17 protein-coding genes and 2 pseudogenes are annotated in these 19,921 nt (G+C 64.0%); 14 read left to right on the top strand and 5 right to left on the bottom strand.

From position 1 onward, the window contains the following. The first annotated feature begins 342 nt into the window (after positions 1-342). Complete coding sequence (locus BC1002_RS22445) at positions 343-801, top strand: DUF2844 domain-containing protein (protein ID WP_013092282.1); 459 nt, start codon at positions 343-345, stop codon at positions 799-801. A gap of 11 nt (positions 802-812) precedes the next feature. Beyond that, a pseudogene (locus BC1002_RS22440) lies at positions 813-2,101 on the top strand (DUF3443 domain-containing protein). Positions 2,102-2,155: 54 nt separating this feature from the next. Here the strand turns inward: BC1002_RS22440 and BC1002_RS22435 are convergent. Continuing rightward, entirely contained in the window at positions 2,156-3,256 is a 1,101-nt protein-coding gene (locus tag BC1002_RS22435; RefSeq protein ID WP_041735372.1) for a zinc-binding metallopeptidase family protein, read from the bottom strand. A gap of 285 nt (positions 3,257-3,541) precedes the next feature. Here BC1002_RS22435 and BC1002_RS22430 point away from each other — a divergent pair, with 285 nt between their 5' ends. From BC1002_RS22430 to BC1002_RS22410, 5 genes are all read left to right on the top strand, one after another. After that, positions 3,542-7,027: a transglutaminase family protein gene (locus BC1002_RS22430; protein WP_013092279.1), complete on the top strand. Its 3,486-nt coding sequence runs from the start codon at positions 3,542-3,544 to the stop codon at positions 7,025-7,027. A 68-nt stretch (positions 7,028-7,095) separates the two neighbouring features. Further along, the gene (locus BC1002_RS22425; protein ID WP_013092278.1) at positions 7,096-9,684 is read left to right on the top strand and encodes a circularly permuted type 2 ATP-grasp protein; all 2,589 of its coding nucleotides are present in this window, start codon (positions 7,096-7,098) and stop codon (positions 9,682-9,684) included. Further along, positions 9,681-10,574, top strand: a complete 894-nt coding sequence (locus tag BC1002_RS22420) for a transglutaminase family protein (RefSeq protein WP_013092277.1) — start codon at positions 9,681-9,683, stop codon at positions 10,572-10,574. The genes BC1002_RS22425 and BC1002_RS22420 overlap by 4 nt, the downstream gene beginning before the upstream one ends. A gap of 25 nt (positions 10,575-10,599) precedes the next feature. Continuing rightward, complete coding sequence (locus tag BC1002_RS22415; RefSeq protein ID WP_013092276.1) at positions 10,600-11,352, top strand: AAA family ATPase; 753 nt, start codon at positions 10,600-10,602, stop codon at positions 11,350-11,352. An 83-nt stretch (positions 11,353-11,435) separates the two neighbouring features. Next, positions 11,436-11,666 carry a hypothetical protein gene (locus BC1002_RS22410; RefSeq protein ID WP_013092275.1) on the top strand — a complete coding sequence of 77 codons (231 nt, stop codon included), beginning with the start codon at positions 11,436-11,438 and terminating at the stop codon, positions 11,664-11,666. A 12-nt stretch (positions 11,667-11,678) separates the two neighbouring features. Here BC1002_RS22410 and gcvA read toward each other — a convergent pair whose 3' ends face one another. Further along, complete coding sequence (gene gcvA / locus BC1002_RS22405) at positions 11,679-12,587, bottom strand: transcriptional regulator GcvA (RefSeq protein ID WP_013092274.1); 909 nt, start codon at positions 12,585-12,587, stop codon at positions 11,679-11,681. Positions 12,588-12,790: 203 nt separating this feature from the next. On the opposite strand from gcvA, the gene BC1002_RS22400 reads away from it, so the two are divergent. After that, entirely contained in the window at positions 12,791-13,654 is an 864-nt protein-coding gene (locus tag BC1002_RS22400) for a DMT family transporter (RefSeq protein WP_041735371.1), read from the top strand. 14 nt (positions 13,655-13,668) lie between these two features. On the opposite strand, the pseudogene BC1002_RS36570 reads toward BC1002_RS22400, so the two are convergent. Continuing rightward, positions 13,669-13,860, bottom strand: a pseudogene (locus BC1002_RS36570) (helix-turn-helix domain-containing protein); the annotation flags it as partial. 229 nt (positions 13,861-14,089) lie between these two features. Here BC1002_RS36570 and BC1002_RS22395 point away from each other — a divergent pair. Further along, a complete protein-coding gene (locus BC1002_RS22395) occupies positions 14,090-14,782 on the top strand; it encodes a phosphatase PAP2 family protein (RefSeq protein WP_013092272.1) in 693 nt (230 codons plus the stop codon). Positions 14,783-14,814: 32 nt separating this feature from the next. Here BC1002_RS22395 and BC1002_RS22390 read toward each other — a convergent pair whose 3' ends face one another. Then, entirely contained in the window at positions 14,815-15,744 is a 930-nt protein-coding gene (locus BC1002_RS22390; protein ID WP_013092271.1) for a LysR family transcriptional regulator, read from the bottom strand. 87 nt (positions 15,745-15,831) lie between these two features. Between BC1002_RS22390 and BC1002_RS22385 the strand changes: the two genes are divergently transcribed. Together BC1002_RS22385 and BC1002_RS22380 are read left to right on the top strand one after the other, a co-directional pair. Beyond that, positions 15,832-16,365 carry a hypothetical protein gene (locus BC1002_RS22385; RefSeq protein WP_013092270.1) on the top strand — a complete coding sequence of 178 codons (534 nt, stop codon included), beginning with the start codon at positions 15,832-15,834 and terminating at the stop codon, positions 16,363-16,365. A gap of 274 nt (positions 16,366-16,639) precedes the next feature. Next, positions 16,640-17,452 (top strand): DUF4377 domain-containing protein, encoded by an 813-nt coding sequence (locus BC1002_RS22380; protein WP_013092269.1) that lies wholly within the window; start codon positions 16,640-16,642, stop codon positions 17,450-17,452. Positions 17,453-17,510: 58 nt separating this feature from the next. Here BC1002_RS22380 and BC1002_RS22375 read toward each other — a convergent pair whose 3' ends face one another. Then, positions 17,511-17,801 (bottom strand): hypothetical protein, encoded by a 291-nt coding sequence (locus BC1002_RS22375; protein WP_013092268.1) that lies wholly within the window; start codon positions 17,799-17,801, stop codon positions 17,511-17,513. Between the two features lie 110 nt (positions 17,802-17,911). Here BC1002_RS22375 and BC1002_RS22370 point away from each other — a divergent pair, with 110 nt between their 5' ends. The 3 genes from BC1002_RS22370 to BC1002_RS22360 all read left to right on the top strand — a co-directional run bounded on the left by BC1002_RS22370 (position 17,912) and on the right by BC1002_RS22360 (position 19,868). Further along, a complete protein-coding gene (locus tag BC1002_RS22370) occupies positions 17,912-18,877 on the top strand; it encodes a GlxA family transcriptional regulator (RefSeq protein ID WP_013092267.1) in 966 nt (321 codons plus the stop codon). Positions 18,878-18,940: 63 nt separating this feature from the next. Further along, on the top strand, positions 18,941-19,363 hold the full coding sequence (locus BC1002_RS22365; RefSeq protein ID WP_013092266.1) for a MarR family winged helix-turn-helix transcriptional regulator: 423 nt from the start codon (positions 18,941-18,943) through the stop codon (positions 19,361-19,363). 82 nt (positions 19,364-19,445) lie between these two features. Then, positions 19,446-19,868, top strand: a complete 423-nt coding sequence (locus BC1002_RS22360) for a MarR family winged helix-turn-helix transcriptional regulator (protein ID WP_013092265.1) — start codon at positions 19,446-19,448, stop codon at positions 19,866-19,868. Positions 19,869-19,921 lie beyond the last annotated feature (53 nt).

Genomic DNA, 19,921 nt, shown 5'->3' with positions numbered 1-19,921 from the left:
GGCGGGCACTTACATGGGTGAAAAACCGCTGCTCTCACTCGCGGCCATTGCGCGCGGCGGCTGAAGTTTCCGCAGTCGGATGGTTCTAAATGTCGGATGAAAACCGAACGCATTGTTGCTAAAGGACTTTGGCCGCACTGGTCGAACGTGGTCGAACGATTCAGGAACCTCCAAAGGTTTGAATCACGCAGCTAACGATTGCCGCGCGCCATTCCCCTGACTTAAAGTTTCGCCCCGCCCTTCCGTAGACGCATTCACGCAGCCCAACCGGCGTGAAGGCAACCCGCTTAGCCGGTCAGGTGTGCGCCCCTCGTTTCGCGTTTTCACCTCGAAGGAAACCTCTTGAAACCGAAGCTTTTTACCCGCACTGCCTGCGCAGTGCTCGGGGCATGCTGCGCGTTGCCGTTCGCCGCGCACGCGACGCTCGGCCAGAACGCCAGCACCGTCGACGCCGATCAGACGCGCCTGCGCGCAGTCACGCATCAGGCCAGCGCGCAGGGCGCCTATTCGGTGCACGCGCTGACGCTGCCGTCCGGCACCCAGGTGCGCGAATACGTGGCGGCCAACGGCATCGTGTTCGGCGTCGCATGGGATGGCCCGACGCTGCCCGATCTGAAGGCGATGCTCGGCGCATCCTTCGAAACGTACGTCGCCGCCAGCGCGACGCGTCGCGGCGTGCCGCTCGCGGTGTCGAACAGTGATCTCGTGGTGTTCTCGAGCGGCCATCTGCGCGCCTTCACCGGTTACGCGTATCTGCCGCAGGCGGTGCCTGCGGGCGTCGACGTCAGCGTCATTCAATAACGGAGCGAATCATGCGATCCAGGTCTTCGTGGATGACTCTGCTGGGCGCGACGCCCGTGGTGGTTCTGGCGCTGCTGTTGAGCGCGTGCGGCGGCGGGGGCGGTGGCAGCAGCGCGAGCACTACGGCCAATTCGAGCACGTCCGGCAACTCGACCGGCGCATCAGGTTCGACCGTGACCAACACGTCGCCGTCGCCGCAGGTGCTGGCCGCCAACGCGGTGCGCGTGACGGTCGACTCGGGCATCAGCAACGTGCCGAACATGCCGTTCGTCAGCATCACGATCTGCGCGCCCGGCACCAGCAACTGCCGGACGATCGATCACGTGCTCGTCGATACCGGCTCGTGGGGCGTGCGCGTGTTCGCGTCGCAACTGCCCGCGTCCATCAGCCTGCCGCAGCAGAAGGACGGCGCGGGCAATCTCGTCGCCGAATGCATGCAGTTCTTCGACGGCTATACGTGGGGCGCGGTGAAGCTCGCCGATGTGCAGATCGCCGGCGAGAAAGCCGCGTCGCTGCCGATCCAGGTGATCGATCCGGGCTACGCATCGCTGCCGGGCGATTGCGCGGCCGTCGGCGCGCCGCGCAATACGCCGGGCACCTTGCAGGCGAACGGCATTCTCGGCATCGGCGTGTTCAAGTACGACTGCGGCGCGAACTGCGTGCAGCAGGCGATTCCCGCTACCTACTACGGTTGCAGCGGCGCGAGCTGCACGTCGATTCCGCTCGCGGAGACGTATCAGGTCGCCAATCCGGTGCCGTACTTCGCCATCGACAACAACGGCTCGATGCTCAGTCTGCCGACCGTGTCGGGCGGTGCGCAATCGGTGTCGGGACAACTTGTATTCGGCATCGGCACGCAGAGCAACAATGCGCTCGGCGCGGCGCAGGTGATCGGCGTGAGTCCGTCGAACGGCACGTTCACGACGGTGCAGAACGGCACCACGTATCCGCGCAGCATCATGGACAGCGGCTCGACGGGACTCTTCTTTCAGACCACCTTGATGCCGGCCTGCGCGAGCCCGAACAGCGCGTATTACTGCCCGAGCTCGACGCAGCAGTTGAGCGCGATGATCGAAGGCGTGAACGGCACGACGAGCGCGGTGACGTTCAACGTCGGCAATGTGATGTCGATCGCGCAGACTTATAGCGGCGACTCGGCATTGCCGCTGCTGGCGGGACCGGCGTTCGTCACGTCGACGGTGTTCGACTGGGGGCTGCCGTTCTTCTACGGCCGCAATGTCTATGCGGCGATCGAGCAGCAGTCGACGCCGGGGGGAAGGGGCCTTATGTGGCGTACTGAAGCGATGACCGCGTGATGAAAGCCCGCTGCCGGTTGAACCGCCAGCGGGCTTTTTTATGCGCTCATGTGCTTGCGGTCGCCCCGCTTGTCGCGCTTGCCGCCCGCCGCCGCGATCACGCGATGCACGAAGCGCAGCTTGTCGACCACCGGCGCGGCGAGCGTGAACGGATAGCCGTCCGGCATGCCGAGACTGCGGTTCAGGCTGTTCAGCGCATAGGTGAGGGGAAACCAGCGCTTCATCAGATTGCCGAAGCTCGCATCCTCGACCGGCGTGCGGTCGGTCAGCGTCGGCTCGCTCGGATCGTCGGGCAGCAGCGCGAGTCCGTACGACGTCGACGTATCGAGCACATCGACGATCAGCAGATAGTGCGCCCATGTCTCCGCCCAGTCTTCCCACGGATGCATCGTTGCGTAGGCGCTGATGTACGACGCCTGCCAGTCGGCCGGCGCGCCGTCGCGATAGTAGGTGTTCAGCGCTTCGCCGTAGTCGGCCTGCTCGTCGCCGAACAGCTTGCGAAACGGTTCGAGCCAGCGCGGCTCGTTTTCGATCAGCTGGCTGAAGAAGTAGTGGCCGGTCTCGTGGCGGAAGTGTCCGAGCAGCGTGCGGTACGGCTCGCCCATCGCGGTGCGCACCTTCTCGCGATGCGCGTCGTCGGCCTCGGCGATGTTCAGCGTGATCAGCCCGTTGTCGTGACCGGTCATCACGGGCTCGCCATCGCCGCCGTCGGCGAGAAATTCGAAGGCGAGACCGCGCTCGGGGTCCGCGTCGCGCGATTGCACATCGAGGCCGAGCTCGCCCAGTGTGTACAGCAGACGCCGTTTCGCGACTTCGAGCCGGTACCAGTAGAGCCGGTTTTCCGGTTCGCTCAGGTTCGGGATCGTGCGAGTCAACTGACAGGCGCGGCACAGCGTGTCGGGGGAATCGGCGGGGATCATCCAGTTGCAGACGTTTTCGACCGCGTAGTTGTGGCATTGCCGGAACAGCGCGCCGTTCGCCTCGGGATGCAGGCTGCGCCAGCGGCCGTCGCCGGCGTCATCGAACGCACTGATTTCGCCCAGCTCAGGCAGATAGCCGAGCAGCGACTCGCAGCGCTCGCAGCGGACGTTCTCGTAGAACACCAGTTGCGCGCAGCGATTGCAGTGGAAAGTTTTCATCGGGCGGGCCTTGTTGTCGGTGCGATGTCGTTTGCGGTGACGAACGATCGCAATCTTCATGCCGCGATTGCCAGACGTCACCGCTTTAACGCACAGTACGATCATGATCGTGCATCGGTGCTGCGCCGCTTTGGTGCACGGTCCGGCGCGGCCGATCGGCAAGACACCGGATACGTAAAACGCACACCCAATTCGGGCAGCGCCAAACGATTCACGCGGGTTTGTCCAACAACGGCATAGAGCTTGCTTTTTTGGCGGGCTGCACCCTTCGTCGAGGAGTCAGGAGTGTCCATACGCGTCGCGTTGCATCACGTTACTCATTACCGCTACGACAGACTGGTTACGCTGTCGCCCCAAGTGGTGAAGCTGCGGCCCGCGCCGCATTGTCGGACGCCGATTCTGTCGTACTCGATGCGCGTCGAACCCGCGAGGCACTTCATCAACTGGCAGCAGGACGCGTTCGCGAACTATCAGGCGCGGCTCGTGTTTCCCGAGCAGACACGCGAGTTCAAGGTGAGCGTCGATCTGGTCGCCGAAATGGCTGTCTACAACCCGTTCGACTTCTTCCTCGAACCATCGGCCGAGCGGTTTCCGTTCGACTACGCGCCGGAACTCGCGGCCGAGCTCGCGCCCTACTGCGTGAAGCGGCCGATGACGCCGCGTTTCGCCGGGTTCGTCGCGAGCATCGACCGCACGCCGGCCGGCACCGCGAACTTCCTGGTGGCACTGAACCAGCGGCTGCAGCGCGAGATCCGCTATCTGATCCGGATGGAGCCGGGCGTGCAGTCGCCCGAGGAAACCTTGATCAACGCGTCGGGCTCGTGCCGCGATACCGGCTGGCTGCTCGTCGAGACGCTGCGGCAACTGGGTTTCGCGGCGCGCTTCGTGTCCGGCTATCTGCTGCAGCTCACGCCCGACGTCAAATCGATCGACGGCCCGAGCGGCACCGAGGTCGATTTCACCGACCTGCACGCGTGGTGCGAAGTCTATCTGCCAGGGGCGGGCTGGGTCGGGCTCGATCCCACCTCGGGGCTGCTCGCGGGCGAAGGGCATATCCCGGTCGCATGCACGCCGGAGCCGGGCAGTGCGGCGCCGATCTCGGGCGCGGTCGACGAATGCGAGGTCGAGTTCGGACACACGATGTCGATCGAACGCGTGCTGGAGTCGCCGCGCGTCACGAAGCCATACAGCGAAGCCGCGTGGCACGACGTGCTGAGGATGGGCGCGCGGGTCGACTACGAACTTGCCGACATGGATGTGCGACTGACGATGGGCGGCGAGCCGACCTTCGTATCGGTGCGCGATCGCGACGCCGCCGAATGGAACACCGACGCGCTTGGACCCACCAAGCGCGGCTACGCGGTCGCGCTGATGGACCGGCTGCGCGAACGCTACGGCGCGAACGGTTTCCTGCATATCGGCCAGGGCAAGTGGTATCCGGGCGAGCAACTGCCGCGCTGGGCGATGTCGCTGTACTGGCGCGCCGACGGCGAGCCATGCTGGCACAACCCGGCTCTGTTCGCCGATGAACGGGAGCCGGGCCGCTACACGGCCGGCGACGCGCAACGCTTCATCGCGCATCTGGCGGCGAAGCTGTCGCTCGACGCGGACTGCATCCAACCCGGCTACGAGGACACCTGGTACTACCTGTGGCGCGAGCGTCGCCTGCCGGTTAACGTCGATCCCTTCGATGCGCGCCTCGACGACGAGCTCGAACGCGTGCGGCTGCGCCGCGTGTTCGATGCCGGGCTCGCGAACCCGGCCGGCTACGTGTTGCCGATCGGCCGCGAGCGCGGCACGCCGGGTATCGCGCCGACGTGGATCACGGGCCGCTGGTTCTTCCGCGACGAACGCATGTATCTGATCCCCGGCGATTCGCCGATGGGCTACCGGCTGCCGCTCGATTCGCTGCCGTGGGTGTCGAAGACCGACTATCCGTATCAGCACGCGCACGATCCGTTCGCGCCTCCCCAGCCGCTGCGCACGGCCGCGCAGTTGCGCGTGCAGTACGAAGGAGGGCGCGAGGGCCGGCCGATCGCCGAGGAACATGCGAGCGCGCGGCAGGCGGCCGCGCTGTCGCTGTCGGCCGCCGATCTGTTGAGCGGTATGCCGCACGGCGGCGTGCTCGCATATGCGCCGCCGCGCCATGACGAAGCGCTGCCGGCGCGAGGCGAATCGTCGAAGGACACGCTGCGCACCGCCGTGTGCGTCGAGGCGCGCGACCCGAAGCGCGCGGCCGGCCCGCAAGCCGAAGCCGATGCGTTCGGCAGCGGCCGCACGCTGCTGCACGTGTTCATGCCACCGCTGACCGATCTCGACGATTATCTCGATCTGCTTGCCGCGGTCGAGGCGACGGCCGAGGAGCTGAAGATGCAGATCGTGCTCGAAGGCTATCCGCCGCCGCGCGATCCGCGCCTGAAAGTGCTGCAGGTGACACCGGACCCCGGCGTGATCGAAGTCAACATTCATCCGGCCGCGAACTGGGACGAGCTCGTCGATCACACCGAGTACCTATATCAGTCGGCCGCGCACAGCTACCTGAGCAGCGAGAAGTTCATGCTCGACGGGCGCCACACCGGCACCGGCGGCGGCAATCACTTCGTGCTCGGCGGTGCGACGCCGGCCGACAGTCCGTTCCTGCGGCGGCCCGATCTGCTCGCGAGCCTGATCGCGTATTGGCACAACCATCCGTCGCTGTCGTATCTGTTTTCGGGGCTGTTCATCGGACCGACGAGCCAGGCACCGCGCGTCGACGAAGCGCGCAACGACCAGGTCTACGAACTCGAAATCGCGTTCGCCGAGCTGCAACGGCAGGTCGATCTGCTCGGCGGCCGCGAAAGCAGTAACCTGCCGCCGTGGATGATCGACCGCGCGCTGCGCAACATCCTGATCGACGTGACCGGCAACACGCACCGCGCCGAGTTCTGCATCGACAAACTGTATTCCCCCGATGGACCCGCAGGCCGCCTCGGTCTGGTGGAGCTGCGCGGCTTCGAAATGCCGCCGCACGCGCGCATGAGTCTGGTGCAGCAATTGCTGCTGCGCGCACTGGTCGCGCGATTCTGGCGCATCCCGTACACGCAGCGGCTCACCCGCTGGGGCACCGAGCTGCACGACCGCTTCCTGCTCGGCACCTTCGTGAAGATGGATTTCGACGACGTGCTCGCCGAACTCGGCGAAGCGGGCTTCGCCTTCGATAGCGCGTGGTTCGCGCCGCACTTCGAATTCCGCTTTCCGCTGGTCGGCGAGATGACGTTGAGCGGCATCGATCTGACGATCCGCAACGCGCTCGAACCGTGGCACGTGATGGGCGAGGAGGGTACCGGCGGCGGCACGGTGCGCTATGTCGATTCGTCGGTCGAGCGACTGGAGGTGCGCGCGCTGGGCTTGAACGGTAATCGTCACGTGCTGAGCGTCAACGGTGTGCCGGTGCCGCTGCAGCCGACCGGCCGGGTCAGCGAGTACGTGGCCGGCGTGCGTTTTCGCGCGTGGTCCCAGCCGTCGGCACTGCATCCGACGATCGGCGTACACGCGCCGCTCACGTTCGATCTCGTCGACACATGGAGCGGCCGCTCGCTCGGCGGATGCCAGTATCATGTCGCTCATCCGGGCGGGCGCAACTATCAGACCTTCCCGGTCAACGCCTACGAGGCGGAAAGCCGGCGACGCGCGCGTTTCTTTGCGTCGGGTCATACACCGGGGCCGCTCGCCGTGGACAGACCGCAACGCAGCCTCGAGTTTCCATTCACGCTCGATCTGCGCCACAGTTGAGCAACACGCATCACTGACACCACACGACCTTGGCCTTTCAATCGACCTTGCCCTTCGAAGCTTCCGCGATGCCCGCGGATGCTTCGTCCCTGTTGCGGTTGCTGCCGGGGCATGACGGACATTGGGACGAGCTGCGCGACGCGTCGGGCGCGCTGCGCGAACCGTGGCGGCAGTTCTTCGCGCTGCTCGACGAGGACGGCGTGGCGCGGCTGGCGGACCATCACGCGTCGATCGCGCAGCAGATCCGCGACAACGACATCAGCTACAACGTCTACGCGGACAACGGCAAGTCGCGGCCATGGGCGCTCGACCTGCTGCCATTCCTGATCAGCGAGGCCGAGTGGGCGCGCCTCGAGCGCGGCGTCGCGCAGCGCGCGCATCTGCTCAACGCGATCGTCGCCGATATCTACGGACCGCAGACGCTGCTCGAACATGGCCAACTGCCGCCCGCGCTGGTGTTCGGCCATCCGGGCTATCTGCGTTCGGTGAAGGGCTTCGCGCCGGCCGGTGGCCAGTATCTGCAGGTCGTCGCGCTCGATCTCGCGCGCACGCCGGACGGCGAGTGGAGCGTGATCGCGCATCGCACCGAGGCACCGTCAGGTCTCGGCTACGCGCTCGAAAATCGCCTGATCGTGTCGACGCTGCTTGCCGAACCGTTCCGCTCGCTGCGCGTGAGCCGGCTCGCGCCGATCTATTCGCAACTGATCGCGACGCTCGTGCAGGCCGCGCAAGCGACGATGCGCCACGAGGAAAACGCCGACGCGTCACCGCATATCGCGCTGCTCACGCCGGGGCCGTACAGCGAAACCTATTTCGAGCATGTGTTTCTCGCACGCTATCTCGGCGTCACGCTGGTCGAAGGCAAGGATCTGACCGTGCGCGGCGACCGGCTCTATCTGAAGACCCTGGCAGGCCTCGAACGCGTGCACGTCGTGCTGCGCCGTCTCGACGACGCATTCTGCGACCCGGTCGAGCTGCGCGCCGATTCGACGATCGGCGTGCCGGGGCTGTTACAGGTGATGCGCGCGGGCAATGTGATCGTGTCGAACGTGCCGGGCTCGGGGTTCGCCGAGTCGCCGGCGCTGCACGGTTTCATGCCCGGCATCGCCGAAGCGTTGCTTGGCGAAGAACTGCTGCTGCCCGGCGTGCCGACCTGGTGGTGCGGCGAACAGGCGGCGCGCGAGCATGCGTTCGCGCATCTCGACAACGCGTTCATCGTGCCGACCTGGCCGCTCGCGGGACGCGACGCGCCCGGCACCGAAGGGGGCAGACAGCCGCTCGCGGCATGGCGCGAGCGTATCGACGCATCGCCCGACGCGTTCACGATCCAGCAGGAGGAGCGCTTTTCCTGCACGCCGCGCTACGAGGAGGGCACGATCGGCGGCCGTCCGTCGGTGCTGCGCGTCTATGCGATCGCCGACGTCAACGGCGGCTGGCACGTGATGCCGGGCGGCTTCACGCGCATGGCCGCCGAGCGTCAGACCACGGTATCGATGCAGCATGGCGGCAGCAGCGTCGATACCTGGGTGCTGTCGAGCCAGCCGAGCTCGACGTTCACGCTGCTGCCTTCACCGATGCGGCCCGCCGATCTCACGCGCAAGCATCGGACGGTATCGAGCCGCGCCGCCGAGAACCTGTTCTGGGCGGGCCGCTACGGCGAGCGCGCGGAAAACAACGTGCGTCTGCTGCGGCTGATTCTCGGCTCCCTCGAAGGCAACGACGCCGACGCGATGTTCGCGACGCTGGTCGAACTCGCGACTTGGTGCGGCCTCGTGCAGCCTGGCGACCTGGCGTCGCCGCACGGGCCCGCATCGCCGCAGGGCTTCGAGCGCGCGCTCGTCGCGAATCTCGGCGAAAGCGCGGGCAGTGTCAGCATCAGCCAGAACCTCAGTTGCCAGGCGCGCGCGAACGGCGAAGTGCGCGGGCGGTTGTCGAATGATCATTGGCGCATGATCCTCGCGGCGCGCAACGACTTTCAGGACGCGTTGCAGCTGTTGCTGCCAGCCGTGGGCGCGGGCAATGGCGGCGCGGGTGCTGCGAGCAGCGGCAGTGCGTTCGATCGCTACGATCGCGTGACGCTCGCGAATGCGCTCGAGCATCTGTCGGTGCAGCTATCGGCGATCAGCGGTGCACAGGGCGACCGCATGACGCGCGATGAAGCGTGGCGGCTGCTGTTCGTCGGGCGTCATATCGAACGCGTCGCGACGATGGCCGCGTTCATGCGCGGCGTCGCCGCGAACGGCCAGCTCGCGACGCCGGCCGGCTTCGACCTGCTGTTGCAGATGTTCGACAGCACGCTCACGTATCGGTCGCTGTATCCGGGGCGTTTCGAAGTGCCCGCGCTGCTCGATCTGCTCGTGATCGAGCCGCACAATCCGCGCGGCATTTATGGCGTGTACGAACGGCTGCGCAACAAGCTCGGCGAGATCGCCGTCGCGGCGGGCAGCGTTCGGCATCGGCCGTTCGCGGAGTTGCTGCCGCCGGTCGAGATGTTGCCGTCGCTCGAATCTCTGTGCGAGGTCGACGAACACGGCTCGTATGGCAAGCTGATTGCGTTGTGCGATCAGATCGGCGGCTTCGCCAATGCGGCCGCGCACGAGATCAGCGCGCGCTATTTCAGTCACGCGAGTACGGTCGCCTCGCAGGTGTGGGTATGAAGCACGCGTCGACGGTGCTGTCCGTTTCGCATCGCACTACCTACCACTACTCGACCTATGTCGAAACCGCGCAGCATCTGGCGACGATCAGGCCGCTCGCGTGTCCGTGGCAGCGTGTGATTTCGCGCAGCGAGCGGATCGAGCCGCAGCCGTCGTATCGGCATAACCGCATCGATGCGTTCGGCAACGACGTGCTGTACTTCGCGCTCGATACGCCGCATGAGCGTCTGCAGCTCGTCAGCGAGACCACGGTCGCGCTGACGCCGCGTTGGACCAACCTCGACGCCCAGGCTACCCCGCCGTGGGAGACGGTAGCCGAGGCGCTGCGGTTTCGCGTTGGCGGGGCGTTCCGTCCCGAGGCGGAGTATTGCTTCACGTCGCCGAATATTGCACTGCGGCCGTCGCTGCGCGCGTATGCGTCGCCAAGCTTCACGCCGGGCCGGCCGCTCGTCGCCGGCGCGATCGATCTGATGCATCGCATTCACGAGGACTTCGCGTACAAGCCGTCGGCGACGCTATTCGATACCCCGGCCGAACGCGCATTCGAATTGAAAAGCGGCGTGTGTCAGGATTTCGCGCAGGTGATGATCGGCTGCTTGCGCTCGCTCGGTTTGCCCGCGCGCTACGTGAGCGGCTATCTGCGCAACGATCCGCCGCCGGGCCATCCGCGTCTGATCGGCGCGGATGCTTCGCACGCGTGGGTGTCGGTGCATTGTCCGGGCAGCGGCTGGATCGATCTCGATCCGACCAATGACGTGCTCGCCGATCTCGATCATGTGACGCTCGCGATCGGGCGCGATTACAGCGATGTGTCGTTGCTGCGCGGGACGATTCTCGGGGGCGGCGCGCATCGCATGGAAGTGGGGGTGACGGTGCTTGGGCTAGAATGAGGCAGCCCCTGTCCACGTGCCCGCGATGATTTCCACCCAGTACATCAGCCGGATTTCCCTTTTACGCGAGAAGGTCGACTCGTTCGACCGCTATCCGTTTTGTCTACCCGCGGTCCGTTCGTTCGAATCGCTGACCCCGCACCCGAAGGTCACGTTTCTGATCGGCGAAAACGGCTCGGGAAAATCGACGTTTCTTGAGGCGGTCGCGGTGTCGATGGGATTCAATCCGGAGGGTGGCTCGAAGAACTTCAACTTCGGCACCCGCAATTCGCATTCGAATCTGGCGGATTATCTGCGCATCGCGAAAGGTGTCCGGCGTCCTAAGAATGGTTTCTTTCTTCGCGCTGAAAGCTTTTTCAACGTCGCCACTGAAATCGAAAACCTCGATGAGGAGCCGGGACCCGGGGCTCAGATCATCAGTTCCTACGGCGGCCGCTCGCTGCATGAGCAGTCGCACGGGGAGTCGTTCCTGAGTCTACTGATGAACCGATTCGGCGGCAAAGGACTTTATCTGCTCGACGAACCTGAAGCTGCGTTGTCACCGCAACGGCAGCTTGCCGCGCTTGCCCGCATCCACGATCTGGCGAGCGACGACTCGCAATTTATTATCGCCACGCACTCGCCGATCCTGATGGCTTATCCCGATGCGGCGATCTATCATTTTCATGCAGACGGGGTGTCGCAGGTGGCATACGAGGACACGGAGCATTACCAGGTCATGCGCTCTTTTCTGATGAACCCGCGGCGCGTGCTGGATACTTTGCTGGGCCGCGAGTAGCGCGTGTTTTGCCGCGTGCGGACTATGGCGAAACCAACGTTCGCTGCCATAATGGAAAAAACGTCGCCGGAGTTCACCCGCTCATGAAGTCTCCTTGCTTCGCAGCAATGCTCGTCGTTTTCGCTGCCGGCTGCACGTCGACCTCGCCGCCGGCGAATCCTCAGGCGGGGCATGATACCAACGCGTACATGCTGCATGCTCCCGACGCCGCTACGAGACCACCGCGACTCACCGTCGGCACCAGCTATTCCGACACGCAACTGATTCTGCCGTGGTTCTTGAACGACCTGATCGACTTCGTCAACTATCGCTAGCCACGAGCGACATCACCTCGTGTCAGCCAGAAATCGCCGTACTTCGGCGGCTAACCAGTCGCGCAGCGCGCAGACCTTGGGGTGGTCGCGATTGCCGACGCGATAGACCAGATCATAGCCGCGCTCGACTTTGAGCCGAATGTCGGGAAACGGCGCGACAAGGCGTCCAGCCATGATGTCATCGCCTACCAGCGCACTGCGTCCGAGGGCTACGCCTTCGCCACGAATGGCTGCCTCGATGGCCATGCTTCCATGACTGTACGCGGGCCCTCGACCCCTGCGACCCCTGTTCACGTCTGCATAAGCGAACCACTGTTCCCAATTGGCCAACATCCGGTCTTCATGCAGCAGCGTGCAACGTGTGAGGCTAGCCGGATTCGTCAACCCGCCGACTTCTTCGCGGTAGCTGGGGCTACAAACCGGTGTCACGGTTTCTTCGAGAATCCGTTCGGACTGGACGCGAGGATAGCGACCCCCGCCGTAACGCACCGCTGCATCGACCTGACCATCGTCCAGATCAACATTGCGATCGATCACGTCGAGATGCACATCGAGTTCCGGATGTATCGCCTTGAAGCGATGAAGGCGCGGTGCCAGCCACTTGGTCGCGAACGAAACGCTTGTACTGATCGTCATGCTTGCAAGGCCATCGTGTCCGCGCAGGCTCTCGGCTTCCCTCGTCAGTTCGCCCAGTAGGCGGGCTACAGCAAAGTGAAACTCTGTTCCCGCATCGGTCAGGATGATCCGGCGCGTGAGGCGGCGAAACAGCGGAACACCCAGATGATTCTCGAGCGTCTTGATGTGCCGGCTCACTGCGCCGTGGGTCACGTGCAGTTCCTCGGCGGCCAGCGTCATGCTCAGTAGTCGCGCGGTCGCTTCAAAGGCGCGCAGGGTCTGCAGCGGTGGAAGCCGATCGAACATAGCGGGTCGTTATGTGTGAGTTTCGCTCACGCATTATATGACGACAAATCGTTTGTCAACGATCTGCGCTGCCGTGAAGATCTCCATTCAATGTCTTTTCCGCACCAACGCCAATGTCGAGCCCAAGCCTGAGGGATGCCCGTTCCGGAGCGGTCGTCAATGACCACGCAGCCAAGACGATCACGATGCGGAGTTTCGGCGCATTGTTGATCCTCGCGGTGATGTGGGGACTATCGATACCGGTGACCAAACTGGGACTCGAGTCGCTACCGCCGCTGACACTCACCGCCATGCGCTTTGCCGTAGCCGTGCCACTACTGCTCATCTTCGCGGTAGGCCGGCATCCGTTGCCGCGGCACGCATGGCCGCGCGTCGCCATGTTAGGCGTGCTGGGCATCGGCATCGGACAGGTCGCGCAGACTTTTGGTGTTGCGGGCACTTCGGCGTCTGTCGGCACCATCATTTCCGCGACCATTCCGGTTTTTATCGTGTTCTTTGCGGCGCTGCGCCTCAAACAGCAGGTATCAGGTTGGCAGAAGCTGGGACTTCTCGCGGCATTCGCGGGCATCGCGTTGGTCGCGTTCGCCCGCGAGCACGGCGCAGCGACGCTATCCGATACCACTGCGGGCGGCGTAATTTGCGTGCTGCTGTCCGCGCTCGCGATTGCGTTCTATTACGTCTGGAGCGTCGAGCTCACGACCGCCTATGGCACTGCGACGGTTGCAGCCTGGAGTACGCTGTTCGGCTTCGTTGCGCTGCTGCCGTGGGCGGCGTGGGAGATGTGGCACGTTCCATTTCACGTTACCACGCAGGGTGTATCAGCCGCGGTATATCTCGGGGTGATCGTGACTGTTGCCGGCCTGTTTATGTGGCTCAAGCTGCTACGTATCGTTCCGGCGCGAGTTGCCGCGAGCGTGCAGTTCATTCAGCCGGTCTTCGGTATTGCCGCTGCATCGTTCATGTTCGGCGACAGGGTCGGCCCATCGTTCGTGGTCGGAGTGGCTCTCGTTCTGGTCGGACTCGCCCTCACGATGGTTTCCCGCAACGAGGTGGGTAACCGCGCGTAAAACAGGAACGTCCGCTAGCCAGCGAAGCGGACTTTCGAGTCAGGTGTTCGCAGACAATAGCCTGCGCCGCGTACCGTCACGATCCGTCCTGCGCCAATTTTTCGTCGCAAGCCACACACCTGCACTTCGATGGCATTGCTGGCGATTTCCTCGCGTGGATCGCATATCCTGGCTTCGAGTTCCGAGCGAGTGAAAACGCGCGCAGGGTGTATCGACGACCGGCCCAGCGATCAACTCATCCTTTCCCATCGCCAGCAACTGCATGGCGACAGATCCCTTGAATGCGCGTCGGTTGTTCGTCTTGTCGGTTCGGCGCGATCGTAAGGTAACCGTGCTGACGAATTGCTTAAGAGAAGGAGACTGGCTGGTCGCGAGTAGCGCAAACGTTCGCTATCGCACCGATCGTTCGAAAGTTTTTGCGGACACTAGTAACGAATGGACCCTTTCGATACCGCAATCCAAACTTTCCTGACGCACATGGCGCTGAGTTGCGCCATGTTGAATCGCGCAATAAGAATTATCGCGGACCTCTACACATTCAAGGGTCTGGTGCTCATGCCCGTATTGTGGTGGATATGGTTGAAACCCAGCCAGCGGGGCGATTGGGAGCGTGAGATGGTCGTCGCGACGATCGCGAGCGGCCTTCTTGCGCTCGCGATATTCAGGCTGATTGCCCATTACTTGCCATTCCGTGTACGGCCTCTCTTTAATCCCGAGCTACACCTGAGTTTTCCATCGGGTGGTCTGGAAGCGGCGGTGTTGCCAGCCTGGAGTTCCTTCCCAAGTGATCACGCGATGTTGTGGATTTCGGTCGCAACCGGGATCTTTCTGGTGTCGCGCGGCGCCGGTATGCTCGCGCTTTTATACACCGCGATCTTCATATGTCTGCCGCGCGTTTATCTCGGATGGCACTATCCGACCGACATAATCGCGGGGGCGGCGATTGGAGGGGCCATCACATGGATAATGACTCGGGACGCCGTCAGGACACGTATTTCGGTGCCGATTCTGGCGTGGATGCACAGATTTCCCGGACCGTCTTATACGCTGTCGTTTGTTTTATGTTTTGAACTGGTAACACAGTTCAACGAGTTAATAGTACTTGGGCGGTCGATATTACAAGGCTAATGTGTGGGTAGCGGTTGCCGTCGATCAGGCAATCAGTGTCCATTTTGAGTAATTGCCGTGCGGCTCTTCACATGATCGATGAACGCACGCAGCTTCGGCATGATCTGGCGGCGGCTCGGATAGTAGAGAAATACGCCCGGAATCATCGGCGCATACGCATCCAGAACGCGCACGAGCTTTCCGGTTCGCAACCCCTCGGCGGCCATCGGCTCGGGTAGCTGGGCAAGGCCGATGCCTGCGTTCGCCGCACCCAGCATGCCCAGAAAATCGCTGGCGATGAACGGACCGGTGACGGCGACTTCGATCGGCTGCCCGTTGTCGTTGAACGACCACAAGGCGAGCGCGCCGCCCGAGCGCCGCCAGCGAATGCAGGCATGCGTACGCAGATCGTCGATGTGCTCGGGGCGGTTGCGCGCCACGAAATAGCCAGGACTCCCCACCACGACGAAGCGGAATGGCGCGGTCAACGGCACCGCGACCATGTCGGCGGCAACGAACTGGCCCAGCCGGATGCCGGCGTCGAAGCCTTCCGCCGCGAGATCGATCAGCTCCTTGCTGGCCGAAATCTCTACCTCGACCTCGGGATTGGCCTCGCAGAACGACGCGATCAGCGGTTCCAGCAGGATCGGCACGACCGCGCGAGGCACCGAAAGACGCAACAGGCCGGACGGCCGCTCGCCGAGTCCGCGCGCCACCTCGCTGGCGGCGACGAGTTCCTCGAAAGCGGGCTTGGCCCGCGCCAGAAAGCGCTCGCCGGCTTCGGTCAAGCCGACGCTGCGCGTCGTGCGAATGAAAAGCGTCGCGCCGATGCGCGCTTCGAGCACACGCACCGCCTGACTGACGGCCGACGGCGTCACGCCGAGTGCCGCGGCGGCCCCGCGAAAACTGCGATGCTCGGCCACGCTGAGGAAGACCTCGACGCCGTCGAGTGCACCCTGCCTGACTGTGAAGTTCTGCTTCATAGCCTGTCAACATTGTGAGGAATAGTCGCTCGCGCGAGACGATGGTACACCTATCACCTGCGCATCCAACATTCGATAGGAGGCATCATGCCAGCGCGGCTTCTCTTTCAGATGCATCTCGTTCTGGGCTACGTTGCCTGGTTGTTGTGCTTCGGCACCTACGTGTGGCCGAAGCTCAGGTCGATGACCCCGTTCGACGCGCAACGCGCGATCGCCACCTTGCACAGCTTCCGTTTCTTCGGACTCGCGTTCCTGCTGCCTGGCGTCGTCAGCCCGCAACTGTCCGCGAGCTTCGCCGCGTTCGCCGCGTATGGGGATTTCGCCACCGGCGTGCTGGCGATGCTGGCCCTACTGACTGCGCGGATACGGCCGCTGTTCTGGTCGTTCGTGGTTGCTTTCAATCTGGTCGGTATGGCCGATCTGATTCTCGACTACTACCACGCGACAGCGGCCGATCTGCCCGCGCATTCAGGAGAACTGGGCGCGATGTACGCGATCCCGATCATCTATGTACCGACGCTGGCGATCACGCACGTCGCCGCCTTCTATCTGATGCTGCGCCCCCGGCTCAGGAGACTTCACGCCACGCCTGCCGTGCATCGCGACATATCGAAGGCGTAGCCGGCGTCACCTGCCGCAGTTCGGTAACCTAACGAAGAATCCCGGCAAACATCGAACAGCATATTTCCGCCATCTACCTGCGTTATGCTGTCGGTCGTCGAGTCGATGCTCGCGGCCTGAGCGACGCAGGTGCGCAAACCCGGCGTAATGTGGCCGGGTGGTGACCTTCACTGGCTTTTCCGGCTTTCGAGCATGCGACTTGATGCTCGCGTCCCCTCGCCAGGCGACGCGAGCCAACGCCCGGAACAACCACTGAACTCACCGAGGTGCCGACGTGAAATTCCGCATGCTCCTGCTGCCGCTCGTTCTCGCCGCCTGCGCGCAGACACCCGAAGTGACAGCGCCGGCTCCCGCGGCGACCACGGCCGCGGCGAACCCGGCGGCGCCGACCGGCACCGATCAGCTGACCCGCTACCACTGGCAGCTGAACAACGCGATCGACAGCAACGGCAACCGCATCGATGCGCTGTTCGCCCGCCCGGACAAGCCAGTGCAACTGGACTTCAGTCCGTATCGGATCACCGTCGTCAATAGCTGCAACAACATGGGAGCGGGTTACACGGTGAGGAAGGGGCACCTGCAGATCGGCCCGATGGTTACCACGATGATGGCCTGCAACGACGCGGCGCTTGCCGCACTCGACGATGCGATCTCGCAGCGTGTGCGCGGCAGCGTCAACGTGAACCTGCTCGCGCGCGACAACGGGCCACGCCTGCAACTCGTCACCGATAACGGCGATACGCTGAGCTTTACCGGCGTGCCGACGGCCGAGACCCGCTACGGCGGCCCCGGTCAAATTGCGTTCCTGGAAGTGGCGCCGCAGTCGGTGCCGTGCACGCATCCGTTGATGCCGGACGCGCAATGTCTGCTCGTGCGCGAACGCTTCTTCGACGAGCAGGGACTGGCCACCGGTACACCCGGTCCGTGGCAGCCGTTCAATCAGAATATCGAAGGCTATACGCACACGCCGGGCATTCGTAACGTGGTGCGCGTCAAGCGATTCACGATCAGGAACCCGGCCACCGACGGGCCGTCGGTCGCTTATGTACTGGACCTCGTGGTTGAATCGGAGAAGGTCGGGCAGTGATGCTTCTGCAAGCGTGCCGCCGGTCACGCCGGCGGCACGGCTCATCCCGCCAGCAACATCATCCCTTGTGAATCAGCCGCCCGAGCGGCGCGAGTGGTCCCACCGGCAAATACTCGTACTTCATCAGGCCGTCGGCCACGAGCGGCAAACTGTCGAGTATCGACCTGGCCTCGTCGACCGATGCGACGTTCATCAGGAAAATCGGCCCGGCCTTGTCGCGGAACCAGAACTGCTCGACCTTGCCGTCCAGATAAAGCTGCAGAGTGGCCGGCACCTCGTGGGGCATGTGCTGCTGGAGCTTGTCCGGAGTGAGGGTCGGTTGTGCGGATGCGATGGCGAATACTTTCATCAGTGACCTCCTGGGTCGACGTTCGTTGCGATGTACAACGGGGTTCACTGTAGCCCTCGGCCGGGAAAAGCTGTATCGTCGCAAATGACAACTTTAGGGTCATTTACGCCATGCGCATCGCCATCCTCGCGTTGCAGGGGCTGTTCGACACCGGCCTCACCGTCATGCTCGACGCGTTCTCGCTCGCCAACCGGTTCGCGGCCGCGAAGATGGGCGGGCGGCCGCACTTCGAGCTGTCGATCGTCGGCGTGCGCAAGAAGGTCCAGTCGGGGCAGGGGTTCGCCATTCCCGTGCAAGCGATCACCGCCAACCTGAAGCCGGACTGGGTGATCATTCCCGCGCTCGGGACCGGCACACCGGAGCAACTGGTGCCAGCGCTCGAACGGCCGGACGTGCGCGACGCCACGGAGCAATTGCTGGCGTGGCACGCACAGGGCACGTTGCTTGCCGCGTCGTGCATCGGCACGTTCCTCGTCGCGGAAACCGGACTGCTCGATCATCGCGAAGCGACGACGACCTGGTGGCTGAGTCCATTGTTCCGGCAACGCTATCCGGCGGTGCTGCTCGACGAATCGCGCATGCTGGTGCCAACGGACGTTGGGGTGACGGCGGGGGCGGCGATGGGGCATCTCGATCTCGCGCTGTGGCTGATCCGTCGCGCGAGCCCCGAACTGGCCGCGCTCGTGTCGCGCTACCTGCTCGCGGATCTGCGCTCATCGCAGGCGCCGTACATCATTCCCAACCACCTGGCGCAGGCCGATCCGCTGATTCAGCGTTTCGAGCGATGGGCGCGCGATCATCTGAAGGAAGGGTTCTCGCTGCAGCACGCGGCCGCCGCACTGGCGACGAGCGCGCGTACGTTGCAGCGTCGTTGCCAGGACGTGCTCGGCAAATCGCCGTTGGCCTACTTTCAGGATCTGCGCGTCGAGCATGCGCAGTCGCTGCTCCATGGCAGCGGACTCGGCATCGACGCGATCGCGGCCGAGGTCGGCTATGTCGACGGTGCCACGTTACGCACGCTGTTGCGCCAACGACTCGGCAAAGGTGTGCGGGATCTGCGTGCCGATCTGCGGTGAGGGTTCGCCGCGCACCCGCAGAAAAACTTGACATCGTGCATATGCACACATAAACTTCGCTCCATGAACCGTCCTATCTCCTACGACGAATGCAACTGCTTCGCGCTGCGCCAGGCGGCGCGGCACGTCACGCAGATCTACGAGCGTCACCTCGGCAGCGTCGGGTTGACGGCTGCGCAGTTCACGATCCTGGCAAAGCTCGCGCGCACCCCGAACCTGCCGATGGCGGAGCTCGCGGACGCGATGGTCATGGAGCGCACCACGCTGGTCCGCGCAATGAAGCCACTGCAGCGCGACGGCCTCGTGCTGGCCGAAGCGGCGGACCACGACAACCGCACGCTGCTGTTCAGCCTGACGGAAAAGGGCGAGACCACGTTCGATCAGGCCTCGGTCGCATGGCGCGCCGCGCAGGACGAGTTCGAAAAGAAGTTCGGTCGCGCCCGAGCGAAGACGCTGCGCGCGGAGCTGTTCAGCATCACGGACTAGATCGGCACCGGAACCCGCCTCGGCGGGTTTTATAACGCCGTTTCATGTGCATATGCACTAACGAGCAAAGGAAGTGCAGCGAATGGAAGCGCTCTTAGACGACGACTGCTTTGCGATCCGCCAGGCCGCACGTCACGTATCGCAGATCTACGATCGGCATTTGTCGAATGTCGGCCTGACCATCACGCAGTTTTCGCTGCTGGGGCGTCTGAAGCGCACCGGTCCGATGACGATGAAGCAGATCGCCGAAGCCATGCGCATGCAGCGCACCACGCTGGTCCGCACGATCCAGCCGCTGCGCCGCGACGGGCTCGTGTCGAGCGAGGTGCTGGGCGCGGATGCGCGCACGCTGCTGATCTCGCTGACGGCCGAAGGTGAACAGCGGCTAGCCGCGGGCCGCGCCCACTGGTACGTCGCCCAAGCCGAGTTCGAGCACCGCTTCGGCGAGGAGCGCGCTGCCGCGCTGCGCAACGAGCTATTTGCCATCACCAAAGATTCGCTTTGACATAAACGCTGAAGGTAGCGGAGGACGGCGCTCTGCGCCTTTTTTTTCAACCT

It is taken from the genome of Paraburkholderia atlantica (assembly GCF_000092885.1).
Taxonomy (GTDB): domain Bacteria; phylum Pseudomonadota; class Gammaproteobacteria; order Burkholderiales; family Burkholderiaceae; genus Paraburkholderia; species Paraburkholderia atlantica.
Note: the sequence above shows the minus strand (reverse complement) of the source record. Positions and strands in the feature narration are given on the sequence as shown.

Coding starts and splice junctions, on each gene's coding strand:
- BC1002_RS22375 (WP_013092268.1), bottom strand. CDS start 17,801: ATGAAAGTATTCGCCATCGCATCCGCACAACCGACCCTCACTCCGGAC.
- BC1002_RS22425 (WP_013092278.1), top strand. CDS start 7,096: ATGCCCGCGGATGCTTCGTCCCTGTTGCGGTTGCTGCCGGGGCATGAC.
- BC1002_RS22410 (WP_013092275.1), top strand. CDS start 11,436: ATGAAGTCTCCTTGCTTCGCAGCAATGCTCGTCGTTTTCGCTGCCGGC.
- BC1002_RS22370 (WP_013092267.1), top strand. CDS start 17,912: ATGCGCATCGCCATCCTCGCGTTGCAGGGGCTGTTCGACACCGGCCTC.
- BC1002_RS22385 (WP_013092270.1), top strand. CDS start 15,832: ATGCCAGCGCGGCTTCTCTTTCAGATGCATCTCGTTCTGGGCTACGTT.
- BC1002_RS22395 (WP_013092272.1), top strand. CDS start 14,090: ATGGACCCTTTCGATACCGCAATCCAAACTTTCCTGACGCACATGGCG.
- BC1002_RS22390 (WP_013092271.1), bottom strand. CDS start 15,744: ATGAAGCAGAACTTCACAGTCAGGCAGGGTGCACTCGACGGCGTCGAG.
- BC1002_RS22415 (WP_013092276.1), top strand. CDS start 10,600: ATGATTTCCACCCAGTACATCAGCCGGATTTCCCTTTTACGCGAGAAG.
- gcvA (WP_013092274.1), bottom strand. CDS start 12,587: ATGTTCGATCGGCTTCCACCGCTGCAGACCCTGCGCGCCTTTGAAGCG.
- BC1002_RS22365 (WP_013092266.1), top strand. CDS start 18,941: ATGAACCGTCCTATCTCCTACGACGAATGCAACTGCTTCGCGCTGCGC.
- BC1002_RS22420 (WP_013092277.1), top strand. CDS start 9,681: ATGAAGCACGCGTCGACGGTGCTGTCCGTTTCGCATCGCACTACCTAC.
- BC1002_RS22435 (WP_041735372.1), bottom strand. CDS start 3,256: ATGAAAACTTTCCACTGCAATCGCTGCGCGCAACTGGTGTTCTACGAG.
- BC1002_RS22360 (WP_013092265.1), top strand. CDS start 19,446: ATGGAAGCGCTCTTAGACGACGACTGCTTTGCGATCCGCCAGGCCGCA.